The organism is Chryseobacterium sp. Leaf404 (assembly GCF_001424145.1).
GTDB lineage: Bacteria > Bacteroidota > Bacteroidia > Flavobacteriales > Weeksellaceae > Chryseobacterium.
Genome location: NZ_LMQM01000001.1, coordinates 152,329 through 176,219, shown reverse-complemented (window position 1 = coordinate 176,219; position 23,891 = coordinate 152,329). Strand labels below are relative to the sequence as shown.

Below are 23,891 nucleotides of genomic sequence, written 5' to 3'. Positions count from 1 at the left end.
TTTTTTTTATTCCCTGTCGAACCTTGCGAGTTTTTTATCAATCCAAATGGTGGCAAAGGGAAAGAAGGCTGAGATCAGTGCAAAGACGCTGTCTTCATCATCCCACTCAAATATTTTTCGGATAGATGGTAAAAATAAAAGGTATAAAGTAAAAAATAATCCATGAATACTGCCAATGGTACTGATGTAAATAATGGCTGAAACATTTTCAGGTTCCGTACGGATCCAGATCATGGCCGAAAAGAGAAAAAACCACGAAAGCGCCTCGGCGAGACAAATCTGCTTAAACCATTTAATCACCTTTTCCTGCGGGTATTTTGAGAATAAATTTTCTAGGAATTCCATAATGTTTTATTGATAAAAAATGATAACTGTATAAACTGAGTTTACGGGCTGTCCAAAATACTCTGCCGCAGACCACTTTGATTTTCTAATAAAATTAATTATCTCTTTTTCAAAATACAACGAGTGTTTTTCATTGATGTTTTTTTGAAAATGATGTTCAAAAGATAGAATTTCAACCACTTTCCCCTTTTTGGTTATACGTATATCAACAATTGAGAAAGATTTTTTTTCATCATTTTTATCTAAGTAAACATAGTCAAAAGGGTGATTAAATTGCTTAAAGAAATCTTTATTTAGTTGATTTTCGGCATCCCATCTGTTGATTTTGGAACCTCTGTAGTATTCATTTATAAAAAGACCTCCGCAAAAAAAGACATCAGGGTTGTTGCTTTGGTATTGTCTCACAGATTTTCTTATTAACTTGTTGATGAAACTTTTACCAAATTTTTGTTCTGTTATTTTTGACGAGGTAATTTTATAGCATTCATCATCACTATAACTTCCTGGTAAATCGCTACTCATCCATGTTCCTCCCCAAATAATATGGTGTTTTTTTAAAATAACATTGAGCTCTGCCGACATATGAAAATCAGATGGAGCAAGAGCAGGAATTTGTATAAAATAGCTGCTGATTTTCTTTGAATCATTGACAGCTCTTAGAGAATCTTCATGGCATGATTCCCTATAGTTGTCATATCTATCCCTGTAAGACAAGGATTTCGCTTCATGGAAATCTGCTTCTTTTACGGGGATAAACTGACCAAAGCTGTAAATGTTAAGAAAAATAATTAATATTGAAAGAAGTATTTTCACGAATCGAAATTTTTAATTTTGCATATCCATCATCCATCATCCATCATCTGTAAAAACTACTTCCATCCAAATATTCAAAAACCTCCGGCGGAAGCATCGGTCTAACATTTTTGCCATCTTTAATCATGTTTCGGATTTCTGTGGCAGAAAGTTCTATGACGGGAGCTTCAATCATCGAAATGTTTTCGTGCTGAAGGTATTCAGAATCTTTTTTGTCACCTTCAAAAACTCTGGGATAAACAATGATGTGATGATTTTTAAGCAGATTTTCGTAGTTTTTCCATTTGTGAAGGCTTTTCAGGTTGTCTTCGCCCATGATTAAACTAAAAGAATAGTCGGCGTGCTTTTCTTTTAAGTAAGTTAAAGTGTCAATGGTGTAACTCGGTGTTGGCAGAGAAAATTCCACGTTGGAAGCCCGCATTTTAGGATAGTTTTTTATTGCTATTTCTACCATATCGAGGCGGTTGTGATCCAGCAACAGAGATTTTTTATCTTTAAATGGATTCTGCGGACTTACGACAAACCAAAGTTCATCCATATCAGAATTTTCCAGAATGTAATTTGCCAAAATCAAATGCCCAATATGAATGGGATTAAATGAACCGAAAAAGAGACCGATTTTTTTCATTGTTAAAAGTCAATTGTCAATTTAGCTTCGCAAGTGAATTCACTACATTTGTTAATCTTTGGAATATTAATTTGAATGTGATTTTTAAAATTCACCATTCATTTCCGAAGGAAAAATTCACCTATTCACTGTCATGAAACTTCACATCCCTGATGTTCAGATAATGCGTTACATTTCCTTTCCAATGATTTTCTTCTAAAGTAAAAGCAATATCAAACGATTTGTTTCTGAAATCATCAGCATACTGACCAAGTTTAAAGCCTACACACTCAATATTTCTGCCCGTAGATTCCTGTTTGATGTAGAATTTCAGATGGCTGTTGTCTTTCCCCATTGTTTTTACATAGCCTATAATCTTCTGATTTTTTAAAACCAGATTAGGTTTCATGTTGTGCGGCCCGAAAGGAGCCAGTTTCCTGTGGAAGTTGATAAATTCACGGTTGATCTCGTCAATATGCATCACTGCATCAATGGTGATGGATGGTTCTTTCTGATGATCCTTTATTTTGTCTGAAACAATTTTTTCAAACTTGATTTTAAAGGCTTCAAACTTGTCTTTTTCCATTGAAAGTCCGGCTGCAGCGTGATGTCCGCCAAATTTCAGGAAATATTCTGAGCACAGATCCAGAGCTTCGTGCACATCAAAATCAGAAACAGATCTTGCGGAAGCTACCATCTCACCGTTATTGCCGTCTGTAAAAACCAACGTAGGCCGGTAATATGTCTCAATCAGCCTTGAAGCTACGATGCCGATAACGCCTTTATTCCATTCCGGATGGTAAACGATGGTGGTATATTTTGTTTCCTGCTGTGATTCTACAACCTGTTTTAAGGCAGATTCTGTGGAAAACATGTCCAGTTCCCTTCTTTCATCATTCAGATTCATTATATCCGAAACAATTTGATGAGCATGCTTCAGATTGTCTGAAACCATCAGTTCCACAGCGGCTTTTCCCTGGGAAATTCTGCCGGCAGCATTTATTTTGGGTGCAATTTCAAAAACGATATTAGAAATTTCAAAGTGGGATAATTTTTCTTCGGGAATCAGAAGTCTTAAACCCATATTCCGGGTTTTTCTAAGAACTTTTAAGCCCTGTTTTGCCAAAACTCTGTTTTCACCATTCATCGCAACGATGTCTGCTGCAATCGAGATAGCGAGAAGATCTGTCAGTTCAAACAATTCTGCTTCAGGAATTTTGTAAATGGTATTTAAACCCTGACACAATTTAAAACCAACTCCACATCCGGAAAGTTCTTTGTAGGGATAACGGCAGTCTGCTCTTTTAGGATCTAAAACGGCCACAGCATTAGGGATTTCGTCGCCCGGTAAGTGGTGATCACAGATGATGAAATCGATATTTTTGCCGGAAGCATAATCAATCATATCCAAAGCCTTAATCCCGCAGTCTAAAGCGATAATTAATGAAAAACCATTTTCTTTGGCGAAATCTATTCCTTCGGTAGAGATTCCGTAGCCTTCAGAATTCCTGTCTGGGATATAATAATCTAAATAACTTTTGTGTACAATTTTTCTGAGGTACAGATACATCAGAGCCACGGCGGTGGTTCCGTCTACGTCATAATCTCCGTAGACCATTATTTTCTCTCCGTTTTCAATAGCCGTAGCAATGCGTTCTACCGCTTTTTGCATATCTGCCATCAGGAAAGGGTTGTGGATGTCGTTGAGGTTGGGTTTAAAAAATTCCCTTGCCTTTTGATAATTGTCAATACCTCTCATAACGAGGAGTTTAGATTCAAAAGTTCCAAAACCAAGCGACGAGCTCAATCCGTCTACAATTTCTTCATCGGGTTCGGGTTTAAAAATCCATTTATGACTCATTTCACAAAAATAGGGAAAATTATTAGCTTTCAAAAATGAAAAGAAATATTGTTCAGGTTTTTCGAAATGCTTATCTTGTCAGCGGAAAAAATTAACATTTAAATGAAAAAAATTATTCTATCTCTGGCTGTTCTAGCCACAGTGGCATCTGTGAATGCTCAGAAAATCAATCTTGGAAAAGCAGCTGGTGTACTGTCTAAAGGTGCTCAGGCACTTACATTTTCAAATGCTGACGCTGTTAAATTATCTAAAGAGTCTGTAGACTATATGGATAAAAATAATCCGGTTGCAGGTCCTAAAGATCCTTATACAGTGAGACTAAACAAGCTTTTCGCTAAGCACAAATCTCAGGACGGTCTGAATCTTAATTATAAAGTCTATAAAGTGGCTGATATCAACGCTTTTGCATGTGCTGACGGCAGTGTAAGAGTATTTTCCGGTTTGATGGATTTGATGACGGATAACGAACTTTTAGCGGTTATCGGTCACGAAATCGGTCATGTGAAAAATGAAGACACCAAAGACGGGATCAAGTCTGCCTATCTGAAAGCTGCGGCAATGGAAGCGGCATCGTCAGCATCAAATGCCGTGGCAACTTTAAGTGAAAGCCAGGTAGGAAAAATGGCGAACGCATTTTTGGATGCTTCTCACAGCAAAAAGCAGGAAAATGAGGCTGATAATTATTCTTATGATTTTATGAAATCTAATAATTATAATGTTGTGGGAGCCTATACAGCATTTAAAAAACTGGCTTTGCTTTCAGAAGGCGGAACGGCTCAGTCTAAATTTCAGAAAATGTTTAATTCGCACCCCGACAGCAATAAAAGGGCAGAAGCGATTAAGAAAAAAGCTGAGAAAGACGGTCTCTGGAAAGATCCGGGAACGGTTTCTTTACCGAAAACAAAACTTACGAAATAATAGAATTTTGTACTGAAATAAAAAACTCCTCAATCAATTTTGAGGAGTTTTTTGTAAAAGTTTTAGATCGATCTTAGAAATTAAGCATACATTTTTTCTCTCAATTCTTTAATCTTTTTATCTGCAAGATATTCGTCATAAGTCATTTCTCTGTCGATGATTCCGTTTGGAGTCAGTTCGATGATTCTGTTACAGACTGTTGAAAGCATTTCGTGGTCATGAGATGCCAACAAAAGATTTCCTTTGAAATTAGACAGTGAGTTGTTTAATGTTGTAATACTTTCAAGGTCTAAGTGATTGGTAGGTTCATCAAGTAAAAGAACGTTTGCTTTCTGAAGCATCATTCTGCTGAACATACATCTCATTTTTTCACCTCCTGAAAGTACTTTACATGATTTTAAAGCTTCGTCACCGGAGAAAAGCATTCTTCCTAAGAAACCTCTCATGAATTCTTCGTGACGCTCTTCATCATTTTTGGTGAACTGTCTCAGCCAATCAACCAAATTGATGTCTTCCTGAAAGAAACTGGTGTTGTCTAGAGGCATGTGAGACTGGTTGGTGGTAACTCCCCAAGCCACAGTTCCTTTATCCGGCTGATTGTTTCCGGCTAAAATTTCAAAAAATTCAGTGATAGCCAAAGAATTTTTAGAAATTACAGCTACTTTATCTCCTTTATTAAGGTTCAAATCAATATTAGAGAAAAGCAATTCGCCGTCTTTTGTTTTTTCTAAATCTTTCACATCTAAAATCTGATCTCCCACCTCTCTTTCCATTTCAAAAATAATGGCAGGGTATCTTCTTGATGAAGGTTTAATATCATCGATGTTCAGCTTGTCGATCATTTTTTTCCTTGCAGTTGCCTGTTTAGCTTTTGCAACGTTTGAACTGAATCTTGCGATGAAGTCCTGAAGTTCTTTCTTCTTTTCTTCTGCTTTTTTGTTAGCCTGTGCTCTCTGTCTTGTTGCTAATTGTGAAGCCTGATACCAGAAAGAGTAGTTACCTGTGTAAAGGTTTAACTTGGCATAATCTAAATCTCCGATATGTGTACAGACAGTGTCTAAGAAGTGACGGTCGTGAGATACAACGATTACTGTATTTTCATAATCTGCCAGGAAATCTTCCAGCCACGCGATTGTTTCGATATCCAGGTCGTTCGTAGGTTCATCCAGAATCAAAACATCAGGATTTCCGAAAAGTGCCTGAGCCAAAAGAACTTTTACTTTGTCTTTATTTTCGAGCTCGCTCATCATCTGCCAGTGCATGTCGTCTTTTACACCTACGTTTGAAAGCATAGTCTGAGCATCAGATTCTGAGTTCCAGCCGCCCATTTCGTCGTAGATTACGCCAAGTTCGCCGGCTTTAATTCCGTCTTCATCAGAGAAGTCTTCTTTCGCATACAGCGCATCCATCTCCTCTTTTATCTCGAATAATTTTTTGTTTCCTCTTAAAACGGCCTCAAGTACATTATATTGATCATAAGCAAAGTGATCCTGCTCCAGAACAGACATTCTTTTTCCTGGCTCCAGAGATACGTGGCCTGTGGTAGGATCCTGTTTTCCTGTTAATATTTTAAGGAAAGTGGATTTACCTGCACCGTTGGCACCGATGATTCCGTAGCAGTTACCTTTCGCAAACATGATGTTTACTTCGTCGAAAAGCACTCTCTTTCCGAATTGTAAAGATAAGTTAGATACTGTTAACATATAAGTTTGTAAATTTGGGCACAAAAATACAAAAAGAATTTCGGTATTTTCTAATATAATAGCATACATATTGTGCTGCTGCATTAATTTTGCATGTTATTTTTTAAAGTTTTGAAATTATGAAGATTGAAAAGACAGTTAATATATTAAATAGAAAAGCAAGGTTTGAATACGAAATCCTTGATGAGCTGGAAGCGGGAATGGTGCTTACAGGCACAGAAATTAAGTCTCTGCGCTCGTCCAAAGCTTCCATTGCTGAATCTTTCTGTCAGTTTATTGATGGTGAATTGTATATCATTAATATGATGATTGATGAATACAAACTGGGAACATTTTACAACCACAAAACAAAAAGGGAACGGAAATTGCTGTTGCACAAAAAAGAATTGGCAAAGCTGGAGAAAAAACTCAAAGATGCGGGGAATACCATAGTGCCTTTGAAGTTGTATATCAATGATAGAGGGAAAGCTAAAGTAAGGATCGCTTTAGCCAGAGGTAAGAAACTTTTTGATAAAAGAGAATCTATAAAGGATAGAGAGAGCAAGAGAAGCCTCGACAGAATATTAAAGAAAAGTTAAAAATCATACTCAAAACTTTGTTTATAAAGAAAAATTATATTTATTTTGCAATATCAATTATTTAATCATTTAATTCTATGAAAAATCTAAAATTAGGAATTTCAGTATTGGCACTTACTGTCGCTTCTACTGTTTTCGCTCAGACTACCAACAATCCGTGGTTAATCGGGGTTGGTGCTCATGGTGAAAATCATAAAGCAGTACGTGGAGAGTTCAGCCAGACTTTTTCGGCTAGAAACTTAACGAAAACTATGTTCAATATGAACAATTTTTCTATCACGCCACCGCTTTCTAAACTAATGGTAGCTAGAAACATCACCAAAGGTTTCGTTATCGATTGGTCTACAACTGTAGGTAATGTTGAGAATCAGAGATTCAACACAGGGAAAGAGTTTATGCTTATGACAGGTCTTGGTTTACAGGCTAAAGCAGCAGGTCTTCTTTGGGACGAAGAGTCTTGGTTTGATCCTTACTTGAGAGTGGGTGCAAACTATTTAAGACAAGATTACACTGGTCTTACATTCCCAAGAACAGACTTATTAGGATATACTCATGACAATGACGGTGATCCTAACGGTAAAGCAAACTTCTTTACAGTATCTGCAGGTGCAGGTGCAAACTTCTGGGTAACTAAAAACTTCGGTATCGGAGTTCAGGGAGATTACGTAGGTACTCCAGTAGACAAGCCAGATTATGCTAACTTTTGGCAGGCTTCTGCTTCCCTATTATTCAGATTCGGAAACAGAGACAGAGATAAGGATGGTATTTTAGATAAAGATGATTTATGTCCTGATACACCAGGTTTACCAGAATTCCAGGGATGTCCTGATACAGATGGTGACGGTGTTCCAGATAAAGACGATCAGTGTCCAGATGTTGCTGGTCCAGTTGAAAACGGTGGATGTCCTTGGCCAGATACTGATGGTGACGGTGTAATCGACAAAGATGATGCTTGTCCTTCAGTTGCAGGTCCTGTTGAAAACAATGGTTGTCCTTGGCCTGATACAGACGGAGACGGAATATTAGATAAAGATGATGCTTGTCCTTCAGTTCCGGGTCTTCCAGAATACAACGGATGTCCTAAGCCTAAAACTGTTACTGCTACAGCTGTACAGGATGAATTCAGAAATGTATATTTCGATTTCAACAAAGCTACAATCAAAGCAGAATCTAAGCCTGCATTAGACAGAGCTGCTGCTTTAATTATGAAAGACGGTGGTAACTACTTGTTAGAAGGTAGAACTGATGCTAAAGGTGCTGAAGCTTACAACTTGAAATTATCTAGAGAAAGAGCTGCTTCTGTAGTTGCTGCTTTAGATGCAAGAGGGGTAGACGCAAACGCTCTTAAATCTATCGGTGTAGGTGAAGCTAAAGCTACTGTAGATGAGAAAGCTTCTGATGCTGAAAGACAAAAAGATAGAATTGTTACTGTAACAGCTATCGAAAACGAAGCTGAGTGGAACGCAATCAAGAAAAGAGATTACGAAGATGCTCCAGTGAAAAAAGCTCCAGCTAAGAAAAAAGCTCCAGCTAAAAAAAGAAAATAATTAATTTTTCTACATAATAAATACCTCCAGTCTTCTGGGGGTATTTTTTTTGTTGTTGATTTTAATTATTTTTGTCAAAATTATATACATAAAATGGGAAGAGCATTTGAATATAGAAAAGCCTCAAAAATGGCGCGTTGGGATAAAATGGCCAAGACCTTTTCAAAAATAGGGAAAGACATTGCCTTAGCTGTAAAAGCAGGAGGTACTGATCCGGAAGCCAATCCTGCACTGAGAAGATGTATCCAGAATGCGAAGGGTGCCAATATGCCGAAAGACAATGTGGAAAGAGCCATCAAAAAAGCAGGTGGTGCAGATGCAGAAAACTACGAAGAGATCACTTACGAAGGATACGGCCAGGGCGGTGTAGCATTTTTCGTGGAATGTACTACAAATAATCCTACGAGAACTGTAGCCAATGTAAGAGCTATTTTCAATAAGTTTGACGGGAACCTGGGGAAGAACGGTGAGTTGGCATTTATCTTCGACAGAAAAGGAATTTTCACGATAGATTTAGCTCAAATCAAAATGGATTGGGATGATTTTGAAATGGAAATGATTGACGGTGGTGCTGAAGATGTTGAAAAAGATGATGAAGAAGTAATGATTACGACGGCGTTCGAAGATTTTGGTTCTCTTTCTCACAAACTGGATGAACTGAAAATTGAAGCTAAAAGTGCGGAACTCCAGAGAATTCCAAACAACACAAAAGAAGTAAATCTGGAGCAGTTTAAAGCCAATATGAAAATGCTGGACCGTTTCGAAGAAGATGATGACGTACAAAACGTTTATCACAACATGGAAATTACTGAGGAATTGTTGGAGTCTTTATAAGTCTGACAATTTTTCAACAGCTAAATATTTTGCCACGAATTCATGAATTAAATTTGTTTAAAATCCTTTTAGGTAAAACTGAATTATTCGTGAGTTCGTGGTTTTTTTATGTCTTCAATTTCTGCCAGCAGGAAAAATAATATTGCATTCATATACAGTTCATTTTCAATCAGTTTCTTTGCAGAAGAATCAGACGTGACATCGCCATCAGTGGTTAATCAAAATACTTACGGTTATGGCGGTCACTTTTGATCAAAGAGAAAAAATCTCTGCTCATGAAAAGAAACGTTGAGTTGGTTGTCATTTCAGATGTTCATTTGGGAACTTATGGATGTAAAGCCAAAGAGTTGCTCAGATACCTGAATTCTGTTCAACCTAAAACATTAGTTTTAAACGGAGATATTATTGATATCTGGCAGTTTAAAAAGTCTTATTTCCCCAAATCTCACCTTAAAGTCATCAGAAAATTTCTTTCTCTGGCTACAAAAAGCACCGATGTGTTCTACATCACGGGAAATCACGACGAGATGTTCCGCAAGTTCACAGATTTTGAACTGGGTAAACTTAAAGTCTGTAACAAACTAAATCTTATTCTTGACGGTAAAAAAACATGGATCTTCCACGGAGATGTTTTTGATGCCTCTGTACAGCATTCAAAATGGATTGCAAAACTCGGCGGAAAGGGCTATGACCTTCTGATTGTCATTAATAATATGGTCAACTGGTTTTTGGAAAAAATGGGTCGTGAGAAATATTCATTTTCAAAAAAGATTAAAAACAACGTGAAAAAAGCCATTAAATATATCGGTGATTTTGAGCTGACAGCTTCAGAATTAGCTATCGACAATGGTTACGACTATGTACTTTGCGGTCATATTCATCAGCCCCAGATGAGAGAAGTTCAGAACAAAAAAGGTTCATGCCTGTATCTGAATTCTGGTGACTGGATTGAGAATCTGTCGGCACTGGAATACAATGAAGGAAAATGGTCCGTATTCAATTATGACGATCATAAACATAATCTGAAAGATCATGAAACAGACGAAATTCAGGATATCAACAGCGATCAGCTGATGCAAATTGTAACTCAATTTTCATGATATGAAATCGCCATTAATATAATTTGTAAAAAAAGACAAAGAAGATGTGGCGATACCATACGACCATTAAATTACAATAAAAATCTACATATGAAAATATTGTACGCCTTTCAGGGAACAGGAAATGGCCACATGGCAAGAGCTCAGGAAATCGTTCCTTTGCTTAAAAAATACGGTTGCGTGGAGACGTTAATCAGTGGTCATCAGTCCCAACTGAAGTCAGATTTTAAGATTGATTTTCAACATAAAGGGATTTCACTTCTGTACAACAGTTCAGGCGGGATTTCTTACTCTAAAATTCTTTTTGAAAATAATTACCTCAGGGCTTTTAATACCATCAAGTCTCTTGATTTATCAAAATATGATTTAGTTATTAACGATTACGAACCTTTAACAGGATGGGCATGTAAAATCAAGAAAATTCCGTTTCTGGAATTGAGCCATCAGGCGTCGATGAGTTTTTGTGAAACTCCAAAACCTGTAAAAAAGGATTTTTTTGGCGAGCAGGTTTTGAAATATTATGTTCCGAGCGAGCATAGGATTGGTTTTCATTTTGAACCGTATCATTCTCAAATCAAAACGCCGGTGATCAGAAAGAAAATCCGTCAGCTTGACGGTTTTAGAAAAGGATTTTATCTGGTTTATCTCCCAAGTTTTTCAGATGAAAATATCATTAAAATTTTAAGTCAGATCCCTGTGGAATGGAAAGTATTTTCAAAGTATTCCAAACTTTATTTTAAAAATAAAAATGTTGAGGTTTTCCCGATAGACCAGATGGAATATTTAAAAGCATTCGAAAGTTGCGAAGGTATTTTATGCAACGCAGGCTTCGAAACTCCTGCCGAAGCTTTGTTTTTAGATAAAAAGCTTTTTGTCATTCCTATTCATAACCAGTACGAACAGGAATGCAATGCCGCTGCTCTGGATTTACTGGGAATTCCCAATTCGAAAAACCTGAGAAAAGAGGAGATTGAAAACTGGGTCAGTTCAAAACAGCGTCTGAAAGTGAATTACCCGGATAATATCGAAGAGGTTTTGGTGAATGAAGTTTTAACGTTCAAGTAAAATATCGTCTACATCGTTCATTCTTTTCATCACAGCTCTCGCATATGAACAGTGAGGATATACATTCCATTTGTTTTCTCTGCTGAATTTAATCGCTTCTTCAACCAAATATTTCCCCAGTCCGCGACCTTCAAATTCACTGTGAACCAAAACAAAAGAAATAATCAGTTTTTTATCTTCAGGGAATATCGTGTAAGTTAATCTTCCGACCTCGCTGATCTCGTTATTCAGGGTGATTACACCGCCGTTTCCGCTTTTATTATTGGTGAATGTCATAAGTTTAATTTACAGAAAAGCCTGCAAAAACTGAACCGAGCAGAAATTGTTAAGAAATTAACTTTCTCTTCCGGTATAAAAATTATAATCCTTTATCACAATCCCGATGAACTGTCTTTCTGTCATTTGCCGCGGATCCACTTCGAGTTTCAGAATGCTTTTAATTTTGTCTGAAAGTTTGGTGATCACCTGTCTGTCGTCAATTTTTAAAGCTTTAAGAAAATTGTCTTTGATAATTCTCATATCGTTATCGCTCAGAGCAATCACCTGAGGGAACGTAGGAATATAATCATCCTGAAGTTTCTCGAGAATGGTGTGTGAAATATTGATGTTGTTTTTAAGCGAAATCACTGCGGTTCCGGCAGCAATATCCCCTAATCTCTGGTTGTTTCTGGTAGCTATTGCAGAAATAAGGCCTACAATTCCTAAAAAAGTTACATCAATTACCCTGAATACCCAACGGATAAGATAATCTCCAAAACTTGCCTGGTAGCCGTCTATTTTCACAACTCTGATTTTCATTATCTTTTTTCCGGGAGTCTGGCCTTCCATCAGGCTTTCCATCACTAAAGGATACACTGTAGCAGGAAACGCGATGACGATAGAAATGGCTCTCTGTGACCACTGATCCAGCCCCATCATATATGTGTAAAGATTAAAAAAGTCAAACAGCGCATAATACATCAGGAGCAGATATACAAGCCGGATTGCGCCGTCAATAAGAAATGCCAGAAATCTTTCACCAATATTGGATATGTTAAAATTAATATTAACATTTTGTGATGTATTTATCGCAATTTGAGACATAATTTTTATTATTTTAGCTTTACAATTATGAGAGAAGTTTATTTCATCAAACAAAATAAAGAAAAATGGTTGGGAATAGAGGAGGTTATTCAGGGTAAATTGAAAAAAAATCCTGACGAGCTCTCATCGCTTTACATCAACCTGATCAACGACCTTTCTTTTGCCCAGACTTATTATCCTAAAAGCAATACGGTGGTTTATCTCAATCATCTTTCTTCGCAGATCTATCAGCAGATTTACAAGACCAAAAGGGTAGAGCAGAACAGGCTTTTCCATTTTTTTGCGACTGAAGTTCCGCTGCTGGTGCATCAGTACAGAAGATATTTGGGTTACGCTTTTGCGTTTTTCCTGCTGTTTACAAGCATCGGCGTAGTTTCCGCGGTTTATGATAAAGAATTTGTGAACATTATTTTGGGCGAAGATTATGTAAATATGACCGTCGAAAATATCAAAAATAAAAATGCGGTAGGGGTTTACCAGAGCGGTTCTACATGGGGAAGTACTATTGGAATTGTCTTTAATAATATTCAGGTGGGTGCAAAATTGTATCTCTTTGGATTGTTTGCGGGCATCGGAACTTTATTTTTTTACCTCTCAAACTGCGTGATGCTGGGTTCTTTCCAGTATTTTTTCTACGATAACGGTGCGTTGGCAGACAGTGCGAAAGGCATCTGGCTTCACGGTACATTCGAGATTTTTTCGATGGTGATTGAGGCGATGTGCGGGCTGATTTTAGGAGCGTCCATCCTCTTTCCTAAAACGCTTTCAAGATTTAACTCTCTGAAAAGAGGTTTTAAAGATTCATTTAAAATATTTCTGAGCACGGTTCCGTTCACGGTCTGTGCAGGAATTATTGAAGGTTACGTAACGAGACATGCTTTAGATATGCCTTTGGCCATTAATCTACTTATTATTTTAGGTTCGCTTGTTTTAATTGGCGGATACTATATTATTTACCCTAACTACGTTGCAAAACAGCAAAAACTATTAGCGAATGATCACATTTTATAAAAACCGCGACTTCGGATCTTTTATTACCGACAGTTTTGCGTTCTTCAAATTCAACGGAAAAAATTATTTTAAAAATTTTATTCTCATCAACGGGATGGTGCTGATTCTTTTGGTTTTGGTAATGTATTTCGGTTTTAGAGAATTGTTGGGGCAGTTTTTCAACGGAAACTTAGAAGGGCAAAGTTATTTTTTTGAAAGATATTTCGAAGATAATCTTGGGCTGACGATCATCACGGGAATTATCATCATGCTGATTTATTCTTTTCTGATGATGCTCAATTTTCTGTATCCTGTATTTTACATGAAACGCGTTGCCAATGGACAAAAGCTGGTAAGTGTTGAAGATATTATTTCTGATCTGAAAACCAATTCCAGAAAGCTGATTCAGCTGTATTTCGGGTTAATACTTCTTGTAATTCCTGCTGCCTTTGTGCTTTTTGCGATTTCCTATGCCATGGTTTTGATTTTGATAGGAATTCCAGTCATACTTTTCATTGTTCCCACGCTTTTTAATGCCATCACTTTTTTAGTCTATGATTTTATTTACACAAACCGTGGATTTTTCGGAAGCCTGAGTTATGCCATCAGATCCCAGTTTTCTTACGCTAACGGAAGAGAAAAAACACCCTATTGGAAATATTGGGGCTCCACCATCATTCTCTTTGTGTTGTATTATGTCATCACATCTGTTTTCACAGCCATTCCGATGGTTATTTTAATGATGAGACTTGCTACAACTACTTCAGATAACGGATTTGAGCAGAATCCTTTCGAGGGCGGTTTTGGTGCAGTAATTATGGTTGTTTACGGAATTTCAGTGATCATTTCTGCTTTGCTAATGAATGTGCTGTACATAAATTCTGGTTTACTGTATTTTGACAGCAGAAGAGATCTGCACCAGAAACTGGAAATTGAAGAAATAGAAAGCATCGGTCTCAATGCGTAAACTGATACTTTTACTGAGCGTTTTAATATTCTCTGATCCTGCTGCTGCACAGGATTACGATTCTGCCTATGTGGAAGAAGATTCTGTGGAGCAGGTGTATGAAGAGGGCAATCCTTTTGACGGAATGGTTTCTTCAGACTCACTGCTTTTAGAAAGACCGCAGACAGAAAATACGGTTTACAGCAGAAAATTTAAAGAAAATATCTCTTCCAGGTACAAAGATGAAGACTTCAACTATGAAACAGTAAAACCCCGCGAGTCTTTTTGGGAAAGATTAATGCGGAAATTTGAACGTTTTTTTGGCAGTATTTTCGGTAATGATCTAAATTCATCATTCAGTTTAGGGAAGCTGCTTTTGAGGATTTTTGTTATTATACTGGCAGGATTTGTCATCTATTTTGTGATAAAATTTCTGATCGGAAAAAACATTGGATTCTTTGGCAGAAAAAATTCCGGTACTGAAATTAAAGAGGAGGATCTGCACGAAAATATTCACGAAATAAACTTTGCCGAGACCATTGCACAATTTGAAAACAGTGCAGAATACCGCCTCGCAGTAAGATACCAGTTTCTTTTAATCCTTAAAAAACTCAGCGATAAAAAACTCATCTCATGGAATCCCGAGAAAACAAACAAAGAATACAGTTACGAAATTAAAGACGAAAATCTGAAGCAGAAGTTCTCTGATCTGGCTTTGATTTTCGATTATATCTGGTACGGCGAGTTTGGTGTAGACCATAATTCTTACCTTAAATTTAAAGAGCAGTTCCAGTCATTCAAACCGTAAATCAGAATTTTTAAAATGAATAAAACTTTCAAAATATATGCTGTAATTTTAGCCATCATTCTGGCCATTATAGCGTTGCTTGAAGTCAACAAAACGGAAGTTACAGACTGGCGGAAAAATTTTAATACTTCAAAAAAATCTCCTTTCGGTTTCTATGTTTTTAATCAGGAAGCCAAGTTTCTATTTAAAGATAAGCTGAAGAAAATTTCAGAAAATCCTTACGATTATTACGAAAGCAATAGCAGGAAGTCACACAATATTTTTGTTTTGGAAACGGAGCTCGATATAGAATCCTGGAAGAAAATCATGCACGAAGTTTCCAAAGGGTCAGACGCGATGGTGATTTTCCAGTATATTCCCAAGAATATTTCAGACAGCATTGGTTTTTATACTTCGAATTTTTCTTATTCTGAAAGCAATGTATTAAAGCTTACCGATAAAAAATTCTCAAACAGCTTCATTAAAATTGATAAATTTCCGGGCGGACGGGGCTTTACGTATGTGAAACCTGAAATTGAAATTCTGGGAAAGATTGTTTCTGAAGAAGCAGATGATCAGGCAGGTTTTATCAAAGCAAAATATGGTAAAGGTCATTTCTACGTGCATTCTGAACCACTTTTTTTAACGAATTATTATCTTCTTAAAAAAGGAAATAACCATTACGCACAGGATGTTTTCTCTTATCTCCCTGATCGGGAAACATTATGGTTTACAGATAAGAAAAGCGAAAAATCAAAGTTTTTTCTGAGGTTTATTTTTGATAATCCTGCTTTGAAATACGCATGGTGGCTTCTGCTTGCCGGGATGCTTCTCTTCATATTTTTTAACGCAAAAAGAAAACAGAGAATTGTTCCTGAAATCGATCCGCTGAAAAATTCTTCTATAGATTTTGTGAAAAGTATTGGAAATCTCTACATGCAGGAAGGCGATTTCCACGAAATGATGGCTAAAAAAGCACAGTATTTTCTTCATAAAGTGAGGCTTGATCTTTTAATCGATACCCAAAATATAGATGACGATTTTGCTGAAAAACTTCAGCTGAAAACAGGCAGAGTCCAGGAAAAAATAAATGAAGCAATTGTTTTAATCAAAAAAGCTCAGGATCCGTATGCATCGGTGATGAAGGAAGATTTGGTGAGAATGAATGCGTTGCTGGATGAGATATTGAAGTAATTTAAGTTTTTTAGATTACGCAATTTTAGGGCGGCTCCCAAGGAGCCTAACCTTTGTAGCAGAAAGATTTGTATCAAATGCGAAGCTCCGTAGGAGCGGCACCTTTGTAAAAAATAATGTTGTTAAATTATCTGATATGGCAAATACATATTCTCAAATTTTTGTTCAGTTTGTCTTCGCTGTTAAAGGCAGAGAAAGACAAATTCCCGAAGATATGCGAGAACGTTTGGAGAAATATATGACAGGAATCGTTCAAAAAAACCAGCAGAAACTACTTGCAATTTATGCAAATCCAGATCATGTTCATGTTTTTGTAGGTTTTAATAATTTAAATATTACAATTCCAAATTTGATTAGAGATATTAAAGCGGGCTCTTCAAAAATGATAAATGATGAAAGATGGTTTGATGAAAAATTTAACTGGCAGGAAGGTTATGGAGCATTTTCTTACTCAAGAAGTCAAATTGACAGAGTTGTAAAGTATATACTGAATCAGAAACATCATCATAAGAAAAAATCTTTTAGAGAAGAGTATTTGGAATTTTTACAAAAATTTGAAATAGATTACAAAGAAGAATATATTTTTGAATTTTATGATGATAATGATTAAAGGTGTCGCTCCTACGGAGCTAAGAAATGAGCATTCGCTTAACAACAAAGGTGAGGCTCCTACGGAGCCTATTGAAAAACAATAAAAAAAAACAATGGAAAACATTGAAAATCAAAATACAGAAAATACAGGTATAAATCTTCAGAAAGAAGACAATAACTTCGAATTGAGAATCGACATGATCGATCTCAAAAACAGCCTGCAAAAAGTAAAATCTGAATTGGCAAAAGTAATTGTAGGTCAGGAAGACATGATCGAGCACTTACTTGCGGCGTTACTTTCCAATGGTCACGTCTTAATTGAAGGCGTTCCCGGTGTGGCGAAAACCATTACGGCAAAATTATTGGCAAAAACGATAGAGGTCGATTTCAGCAGAATTCAGTTTACACCGGATCTGATGCCTTCGGACATTTTGGGGACATCAGTTTTCAATGTCAAAAACTCCGAATTTGAGTTTAAAAAAGGTCCTATCTTTTCAAGCTTTGTTTTGATTGATGAAATCAACAGATCCCCAGCGAAAACACAGTCCGCCTTATTTGAGGTTATGGAAGAGAGACAGATCACGATGGATGGGATCCGTTACCAGATGGATGAACCTTTTATCGTCATCGCCACCCAAAACCCAATCGAGCACGAAGGAACATACCGTCTTCCGGAAGCCCAGTTGGACAGGTTTTTATTTAAAATCAATGTTGGCTATCCCAATTTGAAGCAGGAAATTGCCATTATTAAAAACCAGCACGAAAGCCGTGTGGAAGATAAAACCGAAGGAATCACTACGGTACTTACAGCAAGCCAGCTGAAAACCTATCAGAATTTAGTAAAAGAAATCGTTGTAGAATCCCAGCTGATTGAATATATCGCTAAAATCATTTCCAATACGAGAGAGAATCAGTTTTTATATTTGGGAGCTTCTCCGAGAGCAAGTTTGGCGTTGCTTACAGCATCAAAAGCTTTTGCAGCTTTGAGAGGAAGAGATTTTGTAACTCCTGAAGACATCAAGGAAGCGAGTTTTGCTGTTTTAAGACACCGAGTTATAGTATCTCCGGAGCGTGAAATGGAAGGTCTTACCGCTGACGAAATTATCAGACAGATTTTAGAAGGAATTGAAATTCCGAGATAAGTTTTAATGAAAAATCTCTACATCCATACCCGTTTTTTTCTGGCGCTCATCATAGTGGGAATTGTGTATGTCTTTGCATTCTTTTTTCCGTGGATGATGGTCGTGGCGCATATTTTACTGCTGCTGGTTTTTCTTGCTGCGATGGTGGAATCCTTGTTTTTGTTCAGCAAAAAAGAAAATATTTCGGCACAGAGAATTTTACCTGAAAAACTTTCTAACGGCGACGAAAATCCAGTGAAGATTGACCTTAGAAATAATTACAGTTTTAAAGTTAATGTAAACGTTATCGATGAAATACCATTTCAGTTTCAAAAGAGGGATTTTTTAATTAAAAAGCAGATTGAAAGTGGTAAAAATGCCTATTTCCAGTATATTTTAGAGCCGAAAGAACGTGGTGAATACAGTTTTGGAGCTTTGAATGTGTACGCATCTTCGTCATTGGGTTTTGTGGCAAAAAGATATAGATTTCAAAAAGATGCGATGCTGGCGGCGTATCCGTCGTTTATTCATTTACGGAAATATGAACTGATGGCTTTACAGAATGAAGTTCTTCTGGGCGGAATCAAAAAAATCAGAAAGCTAGGGCATACAATGGAGTTTGAGCAGATCAAAGAATACGTTCCCGGCGATGACATCCGTACGGTCAACTGGAAAGCGACTTCCAAAACCAACAGGTTAATGGTAAATCAGTTTCAGGATGAAAAATCGCAGCGTATTTTCATGATTATTGACAAAGGCAGAACGATGAAAATGCCTTTTAAAGGATTGAGTTTACTGGATTATTCCATCAATGCGTCCATGGCTTTATCACATATTATTTTGAAGAAAAGCGACCGCGCCGGAATGATGACTTTCTCTAAAAAAGCAGAAAACAAAGTGTCTGCAGACAATAAGTCTGGCCAACTCAGAAAGATTTCCGAAGCTTTGTACAATGTGAAAACCGATTTTTTTGAAAGTGATTTCAACAGGCTTTATCAGGACGTCAAATTTTCATTAAACCAAAGAAGTTTAGTCTTGCTTTTTACCAATTTTGAAACACTGGACGGGCTTAACCGCCAAATGAAATACCTCCGGGGAATTGCCAAAAATCATCTTCTCGTAGTTGTTTTCTTTAAAAATTCTGAACTTCATCAGCTGATCGATAAAAACCCTGAAAACACTCAGGAAGTCTATGACCAGATCATTGCCGAAAAATTTGAATTTGAAAAAAAACTCATCATTCAGGAACTCAGAAAATACGGAATTTTCTCTGTCTACACCCTTCCCGAAAATCTGAATATTGAGGTGATTAATAAATATCTCGAGATTAAAGCGAGAGGAATTTTGTAAAATTAAATCATATGAAAAAAATATTTATTATTGCTGTAATTGCCTTTATTACGGTGGGTTGTCAGGAGAAGAAAGAGAAAATTGAGAGAGAAGGTGAACCACCTGTAGTTCTCGTGAAATCTGAAGATGACGAGATGAATATCGCTATCGAAAATGCTAAGAAAACTTTTGGAAAAGACTTTCATACAGCACTTTTAAGCAAAAATCCGGATTATTCAAATTTTACAATCAAACAAAGATTTGATTTGCCGGATAACAACGGTGAACATATCTGGATTGGCGATATTACTTTTAAAAATGGTAAATATTCCGGTGTGATTCAAAATGAACCTTACGAACAAGTTGGCGTTAAGCTGGGTGATACAGTTGATGTGAATATTGATAATCTGTCAGACTGGATGTATTATGATAAAAATATTGTAAAAGGAGCGTACACCGTTAAAGTTTTACGAAAATCATTAACCGATGAAGAGAAAAAACAGATGGATGTTGGCGGTTTGATTTACGAATAATTTCATATTCATTGACTACTATTAATAATGAAAAAGGCTTTCAAACTGTTTAAAAGAATTATTGGCGTTCTCATTTTGTGGTTTCTTATTCATTCTGTCTTGATTATTTACGATGGTTTAAGAGATAAAAATCAAAATGCTGATGTAGCCATTGTTCTTGGAAATAAAATTAATACCGATGGAACTCCTTCAGAAAGACTTAAAGCAAGACTTGACAAAAGCTTAGAATTATATGAAGCAAAGCGTATCAACAAAATAATTGTCAGCGGTGGCTTTGGCATAGAAGGTTTTTGGGAAGGAGATAAAATGAAACAATATTTAGAATCTAAAAATATTCCTTCAGATAAAATAATTGTTGATAATTATGGAAATGATACCGAAAAAACGGTTGAAAATTCCATCAGAATTATGGATAGTTTAAATATAAAAAGTGCGGTTTCTGTTTCGCAATATTTTCATCAAACCAGAACGAAGCAATTGTTCAGAAAACATCATTTTAAGAACATAGAAAGTTCAAGCCCGAATTATTTTGAAATGCGTGACTTTTATTCTGTTATCAGAGAGTTTCTCGCTTTTTACGCAGATTTGCTTTAATAAATGAAATTTCAAAATTGATTTTGTAATTTTACACTCATTACTCATTACTCATTACTCATGAAAATAACCCTCAACCGAATCAATGACGATTTTTTATTTGAATGCACCAACGCACAGGGAAATTCAATTCTTTTAGATAACACTTCGCAACCTGGAGCAAAAGGCGTTTCTCCCATGGAAAGCGTCATGATGGCAGTAGCAGGATGCAGCGGAATTGACGTTGTCTCCATCCTGAAAAAACAAAGACAGGAAATCACAGATTTTAAAGCAGAAGTGGAAGGCGAACGAATTCCGGTAGATGATGCAAAACCATTCAAATCAATGGTTGTAAAATTCTTTCTGGAAGGGAATATCGATCCAAAAAAAGCATTAAAAGCTTCAGAATTATCATTTGAAAAATACTGTTCCGTCTCAAAAACCTTGGAACCGAATGTAGAAATCAGCTACGAAGTTTTTGTAAATGGAAATAAGGTTGAGCTGTAGGGAGGGAGCGTATTGGAGTTTGAGCGTTTGTGTGTAAGAGCTGAAATGTAATGAAAACTTTTCCACTCAAACACTCAAACCCTCAAACAAAAATTTACATCCTTGGTCTTAAAAGTTTCGCCACTGTTGCAGTCCATCCCGTTTGGTGTGAAGCTCCTACGCCACGGCCATTGTCACCATGGAAATATTCAAAGAAAGTGATGTAATCTTTAAAATTTTCGTCAAAATTAAATTTATCGTATTCACCGTTAAAGGCTCTTCTTCCATTTTCGTCTTTCAGAAATATTGAACAAAGTCTGTTGCTGATATCCTGGGCAACTTCATCAAGATCTTTCTTTTCGCCGCTTCCTGTGGGAAATTCTACCTGAAAGCTGCTTCCGTAATAAAAGTGGAAACGCTGAAGGCTTTCCACAATCAGGAAATTAATAGGAAACCAAATTGGACCACGCCAGTTGCTGTTCCCTCCAAACATACGGCTGTCGCTTTCTGCAGGAGTATAATAAACAACGTTTTCAACACCGTCTATTGAGAATACAAACGGATTTTCTTCATAAACTTTAGACATCGCACGGATTCCGTAAATGCTCAAAAACTCTTTTTCATCAAGCATTCTTGTTAAGACCTTTGTTAATCGGGTTCTTCTTACAATGCTCATCAGGTGCTTCCGGCCATGGCCTTCTTCATCCCAGTGCGAAACGAGATTGGCAAGTTCCGGTTTGTTTTTCAGAATCCATTCCATTCTGCCTTGGAAATTCGGCATTTTTTCAAGCAGGTGATGGTCTATAATTTCTACGGCAAACAGGGGAATTAATCCAACGATGCTTCTCAGTCTCAAAGAAACCGCGTCGCCGCTCTGCAACTGTAAAACGTCATAGAAAAAGCCGTCTTCTTCGTTCCAGAGACCTTTGGTTCCTTCACCAAGGTTTTCCATCGCTTCAGCAATGTAAAGATAATGTTCGAAAAATTTGATGGCCATATCTTCATAAACCTGGTAATACTGAGCCAGCTCCATGGCAATTCTCATCATGTTGAGTGCATACATTGCCATCCAGCTTGTACCATCTGCCTGCTCAAGATGTTCACCATCTCTCAGTTCCATATTCCTGTCAAACGCACCGATATTATCGAGACCGAGGAAGCCTCCGCCAAAAATATTCTGACCGTTTTTGTCTTTTCTGTTTACCCACCATGTGAAATTCAGTAGCAGTTTCTGGAAAACTTTTTCTAAAAATAACAGATCCGGTTTTCCGTTGGCTTTCTCGTCGATTTTAAAAACCCTGAAGCAGGACCAGGCATGAACCGGAGGATTTACGTCGCTTAAATTCCATTCGTAGGCGGGCATTTGTCCATTCGGGTGCATGTACCATTCTTTGGTGAGAAGAACAAGTTGGTTTTTTGCAAAATCGGCATCAATCAAGGCAAACGGCACGCAGTGAAAAGCGAGATCCCAGGTTGCATACCACGGATATTCCCATTTATCCGGCATAGAAATGATATCTTTATTGTGAAGGTGGTCCCACTCAAAATTTCTCACATACTGTTTAAAATTTCTCGGAGCTTCAAATTTAGGATCTCCTTTCAGCCATTTTCCTACGTTGTAGTGATAAAACTGTTTGTTCCAAAGCAATCCTGCAAACGCCTGTCTCTGCACATTTTTTTCGTCATCACTTAGAATTTCTTCCTGAACGGTTGCGTAAAAATCATCAGCCTCAGCGATTCTTTCAGCAAAAATACTGTCAAAATTTTCAAAAGGATTTTCGGTTTCCGAAGAGGCAAGTTTAAATTCAAATACCTCGCAGCTGCCTGCTTTTATATTTTTATTGATAGAAATTGCAGCTTTTGTGCCCCTTTTTTCAGAATTTACTGTAGGCAGCTTTTTTGTAATGTAATTGTTGATTCCGTCTTTATAATAAGCGTTTTCTCTCTCAGGGCAATCGTAAATTTTGGGAGTATTGGTTTCATTCTCACAGAAAAGAGCTTCACCGGAAGATTTAGTGTAGAGCTTTTTAATAGCAATACTGTCGTGGTAAATATTAATTTGGTCATCAGAAAAAGCATTAAGCTGTCCTTTGTATTCATTATAACCCCATTTCCAGTTGTTTCTGAACCATAGTGTGGGCAGAATGGTAAGTGGTGCATCTTCTTTACTTCTGTTGTAAACACTTACTCTTACTAAGATATCGTCACGGTCTGCTTTGCAGTACTCGATAAAAATATCAAAATACTCATCATTGTCAAAAATTCCGGTGTCTACAATTTCGTATTCACGTTCTTTTTTACTTCGGCTGGCATTTTCCCGGCGAATATCGTCATAAGGAAATTCATTAATGGGGTATTTATACAGCATTTTCATGTAGCTGTGAGTAGGGGTGTTATCAAGATAGTAGAAAAGTTCTTTCACATCTTCACCATGGTTTCCCTGAGGATTGCTCAGCCCGAAGAAACGTTCCTTCACCATTTTGTCTTTCCCGTTCCAAAATGACAACGCAAAACATAAAAGTTGTTTATGATCACAAATTCCGGCAATCCCTTCTTCACCCCAGCGGTAGGTGTAGCTTTCAGCATTGTCATGATTGGTGAAATTCCATGCATCACCGTTTGGGCTGTAGTCTTCACGCACATTTCCCCATTGCCTGTTGCTCACGTATGGCCCCCAGTTTTGCCAGTCGTGGCTGTTTAATTTTTCTTTTTCTACAGTCATACAAGTACTTTTACCTTACGAATTTAATTTTTTTTGTGAATAAAAAACAATTTTTATGGTCTGAATAATTATTAATATTCATTGTAATGCTTTTATCAGAGCTAATTTTCAATGTTACATTAATTTATTTTAATAATTAAAAATAATGCCATATCTTTGCACCAT

At 36.9% G+C, this 23,891-nt stretch carries 24 protein-coding genes; 16 read left to right on the top strand and 8 right to left on the bottom strand.

Annotated features, from left to right (window positions below; all coding sequences use genetic code 11):
• Nucleotides 1-6: 6 nt before the first annotated feature.
• The 4 genes from ASG31_RS00770 to recJ form a co-directional block, all read right to left on the bottom strand.
• Nucleotides 7-345: a DUF3817 domain-containing protein gene (locus tag ASG31_RS00770; RefSeq protein ID WP_056026722.1), complete on the bottom strand. Its 339-nt coding sequence runs from the start codon at nt 343-345 to the stop codon at nt 7-9.
• A 6-nt stretch (nt 346-351) separates the two neighbouring features.
• A complete protein-coding gene (locus tag ASG31_RS00765; RefSeq protein WP_131725479.1) occupies nt 352-1,158 on the bottom strand; it encodes a hypothetical protein in 807 nt (268 codons plus the stop codon).
• Between the two features lie 43 nt (nt 1,159-1,201).
• Nucleotides 1,202-1,786: a nicotinate (nicotinamide) nucleotide adenylyltransferase gene (nadD, locus tag ASG31_RS00760; RefSeq protein WP_056026714.1), complete on the bottom strand. Its 585-nt coding sequence runs from the start codon at nt 1,784-1,786 to the stop codon at nt 1,202-1,204.
• Between the two features lie 121 nt (nt 1,787-1,907).
• Nucleotides 1,908-3,626: a single-stranded-DNA-specific exonuclease RecJ gene (gene recJ / locus ASG31_RS00755; RefSeq protein ID WP_056026711.1), complete on the bottom strand. Its 1,719-nt coding sequence runs from the start codon at nt 3,624-3,626 to the stop codon at nt 1,908-1,910.
• A gap of 102 nt (nt 3,627-3,728) precedes the next feature.
• On the opposite strand from recJ, the gene ASG31_RS00750 reads away from it, so the two are divergent.
• Entirely contained in the window at nt 3,729-4,544 is an 816-nt protein-coding gene (locus ASG31_RS00750) for a M48 family metalloprotease (protein ID WP_056026708.1), read from the top strand.
• Between the two features lie 80 nt (nt 4,545-4,624).
• On the opposite strand, the gene ASG31_RS00745 is transcribed toward ASG31_RS00750, so the two are convergent.
• The gene (locus ASG31_RS00745; RefSeq protein WP_056028008.1) at nt 4,625-6,247 is read right to left on the bottom strand and encodes an ABC-F family ATP-binding cassette domain-containing protein; all 1,623 of its coding nucleotides are present in this window, start codon (nt 6,245-6,247) and stop codon (nt 4,625-4,627) included.
• 119 nt (nt 6,248-6,366) lie between these two features.
• Here ASG31_RS00745 and smpB point away from each other — a divergent pair, with 119 nt between their 5' ends.
• The 5 genes from smpB to ASG31_RS00720 all read left to right on the top strand — a co-directional run bounded on the left by smpB (nt 6,367) and on the right by ASG31_RS00720 (nt 11,371).
• Entirely contained in the window at nt 6,367-6,825 is a 459-nt protein-coding gene (gene smpB / locus ASG31_RS00740; RefSeq protein WP_056026705.1) for an SsrA-binding protein SmpB, read from the top strand.
• Between the two features lie 77 nt (nt 6,826-6,902).
• Complete coding sequence (locus ASG31_RS00735; RefSeq protein WP_056026702.1) at nt 6,903-8,372, top strand: OmpA family protein; 1,470 nt, start codon at nt 6,903-6,905, stop codon at nt 8,370-8,372.
• 93 nt (nt 8,373-8,465) lie between these two features.
• Nucleotides 8,466-9,206 carry a YebC/PmpR family DNA-binding transcriptional regulator gene (locus ASG31_RS00730; protein ID WP_056026699.1) on the top strand — a complete coding sequence of 247 codons (741 nt, stop codon included), beginning with the start codon at nt 8,466-8,468 and terminating at the stop codon, nt 9,204-9,206.
• A gap of 275 nt (nt 9,207-9,481) precedes the next feature.
• Entirely contained in the window at nt 9,482-10,306 is an 825-nt protein-coding gene (locus ASG31_RS00725) for a UDP-2,3-diacylglucosamine diphosphatase (protein ID WP_056026696.1), read from the top strand.
• A 90-nt stretch (nt 10,307-10,396) separates the two neighbouring features.
• A complete protein-coding gene (locus ASG31_RS00720) occupies nt 10,397-11,371 on the top strand; it encodes a glycosyltransferase family protein (protein WP_056026694.1) in 975 nt (324 codons plus the stop codon).
• Here ASG31_RS00720 and ASG31_RS00715 read toward each other — a convergent pair.
• Nucleotides 11,357-11,647 (bottom strand): GNAT family N-acetyltransferase, encoded by a 291-nt coding sequence (locus ASG31_RS00715; RefSeq protein ID WP_056026690.1) that lies wholly within the window; start codon nt 11,645-11,647, stop codon nt 11,357-11,359. The genes ASG31_RS00720 and ASG31_RS00715 overlap by 15 nt on opposite strands.
• Nucleotides 11,648-11,704: 57 nt before the next feature.
• Nucleotides 11,705-12,454, bottom strand: coding sequence for an RDD family protein (locus tag ASG31_RS00710; protein ID WP_056026687.1), 750 nt, complete (start codon nt 12,452-12,454; stop codon nt 11,705-11,707).
• A 27-nt stretch (nt 12,455-12,481) separates the two neighbouring features.
• Between ASG31_RS00710 and ASG31_RS00705 the strand changes: the two genes are divergently transcribed.
• The 10 genes from ASG31_RS00705 (at nt 12,482) to ASG31_RS00660 (ending at nt 21,025) form a co-directional block, all read left to right on the top strand.
• Nucleotides 12,482-13,465: a stage II sporulation protein M gene (locus tag ASG31_RS00705; protein WP_056026684.1), complete on the top strand. Its 984-nt coding sequence runs from the start codon at nt 12,482-12,484 to the stop codon at nt 13,463-13,465.
• On the top strand, nt 13,449-14,411 hold the full coding sequence (locus ASG31_RS00700) for a hypothetical protein (protein ID WP_056026680.1): 963 nt from the start codon (nt 13,449-13,451) through the stop codon (nt 14,409-14,411). The genes ASG31_RS00705 and ASG31_RS00700 overlap by 17 nt, the downstream gene beginning before the upstream one ends.
• Complete coding sequence (locus ASG31_RS00695) at nt 14,404-15,198, top strand: hypothetical protein (RefSeq protein WP_056026677.1); 795 nt, start codon at nt 14,404-14,406, stop codon at nt 15,196-15,198. The genes ASG31_RS00700 and ASG31_RS00695 overlap by 8 nt, the downstream gene beginning before the upstream one ends.
• A gap of 15 nt (nt 15,199-15,213) precedes the next feature.
• A complete protein-coding gene (locus ASG31_RS00690; protein WP_056026674.1) occupies nt 15,214-16,371 on the top strand; it encodes a hypothetical protein in 1,158 nt (385 codons plus the stop codon).
• Between the two features lie 136 nt (nt 16,372-16,507).
• On the top strand, nt 16,508-16,981 hold the full coding sequence (gene tnpA, locus ASG31_RS00685; protein ID WP_056026671.1) for an IS200/IS605 family transposase: 474 nt from the start codon (nt 16,508-16,510) through the stop codon (nt 16,979-16,981).
• Nucleotides 16,982-17,075: 94 nt separating this feature from the next.
• Nucleotides 17,076-18,104 carry an AAA family ATPase gene (locus ASG31_RS00680; RefSeq protein ID WP_056026669.1) on the top strand — a complete coding sequence of 343 codons (1,029 nt, stop codon included), beginning with the start codon at nt 17,076-17,078 and terminating at the stop codon, nt 18,102-18,104.
• Between the two features lie 6 nt (nt 18,105-18,110).
• Nucleotides 18,111-19,433: a DUF58 domain-containing protein gene (locus ASG31_RS00675; protein WP_056026666.1), complete on the top strand. Its 1,323-nt coding sequence runs from the start codon at nt 18,111-18,113 to the stop codon at nt 19,431-19,433.
• Between the two features lie 11 nt (nt 19,434-19,444).
• A complete protein-coding gene (locus tag ASG31_RS00670; protein ID WP_056026663.1) occupies nt 19,445-19,945 on the top strand; it encodes a YegJ family protein in 501 nt (166 codons plus the stop codon).
• Between the two features lie 27 nt (nt 19,946-19,972).
• Nucleotides 19,973-20,539, top strand: coding sequence for a YdcF family protein (locus ASG31_RS00665; RefSeq protein ID WP_056026660.1), 567 nt, complete (start codon nt 19,973-19,975; stop codon nt 20,537-20,539).
• A 60-nt stretch (nt 20,540-20,599) separates the two neighbouring features.
• Nucleotides 20,600-21,025 (top strand): OsmC family protein, encoded by a 426-nt coding sequence (locus ASG31_RS00660; RefSeq protein WP_056026656.1) that lies wholly within the window; start codon nt 20,600-20,602, stop codon nt 21,023-21,025.
• A 94-nt stretch (nt 21,026-21,119) separates the two neighbouring features.
• Here ASG31_RS00660 and ASG31_RS00655 read toward each other — a convergent pair whose 3' ends face one another.
• Nucleotides 21,120-23,726: an MGH1-like glycoside hydrolase domain-containing protein gene (locus tag ASG31_RS00655; RefSeq protein ID WP_056026654.1), complete on the bottom strand. Its 2,607-nt coding sequence runs from the start codon at nt 23,724-23,726 to the stop codon at nt 21,120-21,122.
• Between the last annotated feature and the right edge of the window lie 165 nt (nt 23,727-23,891).